We start from the raw sequence: 4,320 nt of genomic DNA, 5'->3' as shown, positions 1-4,320 counted from the left end.
GCCGCGTTGTACTGCGGCGCGCCGTACGGACAGGCCATATGGCAATAACGACAGCCGATGCAGACATCTTCATCCACCACCACAAAGCCGTCTTCCCGTTTGTGCATCGCCCCGCTCGGGCAGACCTTGGTACAGGCCGGGTCTTCGCAGTGGTTACAGGCAATAGAGAGATAGTAGGCAAACACGTTCTGGTGCCAAACGCCATTGTCTTCCTGCCAGTCTCCGCCCGCATATTCATAAATGCGACGGAAGCTGACATCCGGGGTTAAATCCTTGTAGTCCTTGCAGGCCAGTTCGCAGGTTTTGCACCCGGTGCAATGGCTGGAATCAATAAAAAATCCATACTGAGTTGTCATCGGTTACTCCTTAGACCTTTTCAACCTGAACAAGATTACTGTGCGAAGGATTGCCTTTGGCCAGCGGCGAAGGGCGGTGCGACGTCAGGATGTTAATGGAGCCGCCGTGGTCTATTTGATCACCAAACATGTCGGCTTTGAGCCACGCACCCTGACCGATGGCCGTGACGCCGGGCAGAATGCGTGGGGTCACTTTGGCAGGGATCAGCATCTGACCGTTATTGTTAAACACCCGGACGGTGTCGCCGTGTTGAATCCCACGCGCACTGGCATCGATCGGGTTAATCCAGATCTCCTGTGGGCAAGCTTGTTGCAGGACATCAATGTTGCCGTAACTGGAGTGAGTGCGCGCCTTGTAATGGAATCCGGTGAGCTGCAGCGGGTACGTTTTGCGGATCGGATCGTCCCAGCCGTCAAAACCGGGTGCATAGGCGGGCAAAGGATGGATTATCTCATCCTGCTTCAGTTCCCAGGTATTGGCGATAGTGGCCAGTCGCGCAGAGTAAATTTCAATTTTCCCTGACGGCGTTTTCAGCGGGTTAGCAGTGGGGTCTTCACGGAAGGCGCGGAAGGCGACGTAATGTTCTTCCGGGCATTTTTTCTTGAAGATACCGGTTTGCTTCATCTCTTCGTAATCCGGCATTTCTGGATTGCGTTCTTTGGTCTTCGCATGCAGGTATTTCACCCATTCATGCTGCGAGCGTCCTTCAGTGAATGTCTGGTAGACGTCCGGGCCGAGTCGGCGGGCGATTTCACTGAGCATCCAGTAGATCGGTTTTCTTTCAAACTTCGCTGAAGTCGCGGGCTGACCGAGGATCACATAGCCCATGTTGCCGGCGGATTCGTGAGAAATCAGGTCTTCCTGCTCGGTCGGCATTAAATCCGGCAGCAGAATGTCGCAGTACTTCGCCGATGCCGTCATGAAATGTTCGATGCCGACAATCATTTCGCACTTGCTGTCGTCCTGTAGCACATCATGAGTGTGGGCGATATTGCCATGCTGGTTAATCAGCGTATTACTGGCGTAACACCACATGAATTTGATGGGAACATCCAGCTTGTCTTTACCGCGTACGCCGTCGCGTGTGGCGGTCATTTCGGTGCCGTGATCGATAGCGTCGGTCCAGGTGAAGACGGAGATTTGCGTTTTCACCGGGTTATCAAGCATCGAAAACCATTCCACACCGAGATCCCAGGTGCCTTCACGGACGCCTGAGTTGCCGCCGTTGATACCGACGTTACCGGTGAGCACCGACAGCATGGCGATCGCCCGCGCGGTTTGCTCGCCGTTGGAGTGACGCTGAGGTCCCCAGCCCTGGCAAATATAGGCCGGCTTCGCCGAACCAATTTCACGTGCCAGTTGAATGATTTTATCCGCCGGAATACTGGTGATATGAGAAGCCCATTCCGGGGTTTTGGCAACGCCGTCCGGGCCTTCACCGAGGATATAGGCCTTGTAATGCGCGTTACGCGGCGCGTCGGCAGGCAGGGTGGTTTCATCGTAGCCGACGCAATATTTGTCGAGGAACGGTTTATCGACCAGATCTTCCGTAATCAGCACCCAGGCAATCGCAGCCGCCAGTGCGCCATCCGTACCGGGGCGGATGGGCAGCCATTCGTCTTCACGTCCGGCGGCGGTGTCGTTATAGCGTGGATCGATCACTATCATTCGCGCATTTGAACGTTCGCGAGCCTGTTCAACATAATAAGTGACGCCGCCGCCACTCATGCGGGTTTCCGCTGGGTTGTTGCCAAACATCACCACCAGTTTCGTGTTGGCAATGTCATCCGGGCTGTTGCCATCGTTACTGCCAAACATGTAGCTCATGGCGGCGCTGATTTGCGCGGTACTGTAACTGCCATAACGGCTAAGATAGCCACCACAGGAGTTCATCAGACGGTAAGGGACGTTGGAGTTGGTAATGTTGCCGCCGTCGACGCCGGTGCCGTACAGTACGTGAACCGCCTCATTGCCATACGCTTTCAGGATCCGCTTCAGGTTGTCGCCGATGGTATCCAGCGCTTCATCCCAGGAGATACGCTCAAATTTCCCTTCGCCGCGTTTACCAACACGTTTCATTGGATATTTCAGACGGTCCGGATGGTTCATGCGGCGACGTATTGAGCGACCGCGCAGACAGGCGCGAACCTGGTGGTTTCCGTACTCATCGTTGCCGGTAGTGTCAGATTCAACCCAGTAAACGGTGTCATCTTTAACATGCAGACGCAGCAGGCAGCGACTTCCGCAGTTGACGGTACAGGAACTCCAGACCGCTTTTTCTTCGACCGGCGCTGGCGTCATGCCGTCGGCGGCGCGGGCGATACGGGTGAAAGGAAGGGTGAAAGCACTACTGGCAAGCGCAAGGCTGCCAATAGCGGATGATTTCACCAGACTACGGCGGCTGATATTGGCCTTCATGAGGGCCTCAGGCGTGGTGATTTTCATGGTTGCTCACTTTGCTAATGTCAAAAACTGGCCTGGTTGCTTCCTTGTCCGGGGAACAGCCATTCGCATTTTTTCTGTTTTAATCAACGTGGTGTGGAGGGCGTTGTGCTGATGCCGCACCTTCAAAACAGATCGCTGTATAATATTTTCTATATCGATATCAGAGACATGCTAAACAGAAATGAATTTTACCCCTTAATGAGTAGGGGTTATTAATGCATATCAAAGTGAGGGGAACCCTCCGTTGCCGGAGGGGAAAAAAAAGGCGGAATTACTGGGGTTCGGCGTTGGCGCCTTCCTGAGAAGGCGTGGTGCTGGCAGGGGCATTACCACTGCTGGTCCGGGTGTAGAGAATTTTATGGGTGTCGTTGGCGCAGTGTCCGACGACCTGTGAGTCCGGCTGATCGGCCTGATCGTTTGGTACGATGCTCAGGGTGAAGTTGGCCTCCGGCACGCCGTTATTGATGATGCGCTGCTCAATATCACTCTTGACGCGTTCGCAGGAGTCAGGGGCGGCAAAAACCAGCGGGGAGGCGGTCAGCAGAATGCCTGTCAGTAGTCCTCGGGATAATTTCATCATCAGCTCCATTGTTGAGATGCTCATAATAAGCATAGCATTGCGAGTGTAAGCATTTGTCATGGCCGCCAACCTGTTGATGAATCTGAAAGATCGCTTTGCTCCCTAAAAACACAAACCCTGACAAGGTCAGGGTTTGTGATAAATCTCCATGTCGCCATGGGGGAAGGGATTAGAAGCTGTATTTCAGCCCCAGCATACCTTGCGTATCTTTGTATCCGTTATCACCAATCTGTTGGGCAACGTTACCCCACAGGGTGACGTTCTTCGTCAGTTGGCCTTCAACACCGGCTTTCAGCTCRCCRATATTGCGGYTGCCTTTCACGTCGTTGCTGATGTCGTCCATCTGTACGCTGTAATTCTGCGTGTTGTGGAKCCAGTTGGCTTCGACRAACGGCTGRAAGGTGCGGYCTTTGCCGTCATCCATGGCGTTATGGCCTTGCAGRTAGGCTTTGACGCCAAGACGCGTTTGCAGGTTGCCGTCGGTTTTATCCACCACACGGGTGCCGTTTTTCTCAACGTGCGTATCRGCCTGCACGTCCATCCAGGTGATTTGCGCTTTAGGCTGGATGTACAGCGCMTTACGCTCGCTGAATTCGGCCAGYTTCCAGGTGTAGCCYGTTTCGACAGAGGCGGTGATACCGYYCGAGTCATATTYTTCAGAYGCCAGRCCCTGTCCGGACACGGTGTTGTCAAACCAGTTRTAGAGCAKCCAGCCATCGACATACGCACCGGTTTTATCGGCGTCGTTGGCATACCAGGTGCCGTACAGACCGGCGCTGTARCCGCTGATYTCCCCRCGAGAKSWGTAGCCGGTSAGGCTGGAGTGGCTGCGGCTCTTRCTGTTGGCGTAACCGGCCATCAGACCCAGATGCCAGCGATCCAGACCGTCGGTGCTCCATTGTGCGATATCACCGCCCAGTTGCATCACGTAGCGGTTA

4 protein-coding genes (1 of these 4 cut by a window edge) are annotated in these 4,320 nt (G+C 54.3%); all 4 read right to left on the bottom strand.

Annotation, left to right across the window (positions count from 1 at the left end; genetic code table 11):
- Positions 1-356: the 5' portion of a DMSO/selenate family reductase complex B subunit gene (locus JTI98_RS15865; protein ID WP_216081514.1), read on the bottom strand. It extends 262 nt beyond the left edge of the window; the window shows 356 of its 618 coding nt (coding positions 1-356); it begins with the start codon at positions 354-356; its stop codon lies beyond the left edge, outside the window.
- Positions 357-366: 10 nt separating this feature from the next.
- The gene (ynfF, locus tag JTI98_RS15860; protein WP_216081513.1) at positions 367-2,802 is read right to left on the bottom strand and encodes a selenate/tellurate reductase subunit YnfF; all 2,436 of its coding nucleotides are present in this window, start codon (positions 2,800-2,802) and stop codon (positions 367-369) included.
- Between the two features lie 271 nt (positions 2,803-3,073).
- A complete protein-coding gene (locus tag JTI98_RS15855) occupies positions 3,074-3,382 on the bottom strand; it encodes a DUF1161 domain-containing protein (protein WP_080343316.1) in 309 nt (102 codons plus the stop codon).
- Positions 3,383-3,551: 169 nt separating this feature from the next.
- The coding region (locus JTI98_RS21255) for an autotransporter outer membrane beta-barrel domain-containing protein (protein WP_252869598.1) at positions 3,552-4,320 on the bottom strand (769 nt) is incomplete at its 5' end.

This window comes from Citrobacter sp. MGH 55 (assembly GCF_016906145.1).
In the GTDB taxonomy this organism is placed as follows: domain Bacteria; phylum Pseudomonadota; class Gammaproteobacteria; order Enterobacterales; family Enterobacteriaceae; genus Citrobacter_A; species Citrobacter_A amalonaticus.
The sequence above is the reverse complement of the archived record's forward strand: the minus strand, read 5'-3'. Positions and strand labels throughout refer to the sequence as shown.

What these genes read in the sequence shown, in the direction of transcription:
- ynfF (WP_216081513.1), bottom strand. Translation starts at nt 2,802, where the DNA reads ATGAAAATCACCACGCCTGAGGCCCTCATGAAGGCCAATATCAGCCGC.
- JTI98_RS15855 (WP_080343316.1), bottom strand. Translation starts at nt 3,382, where the DNA reads ATGATGAAATTATCCCGAGGACTACTGACAGGCATTCTGCTGACCGCC.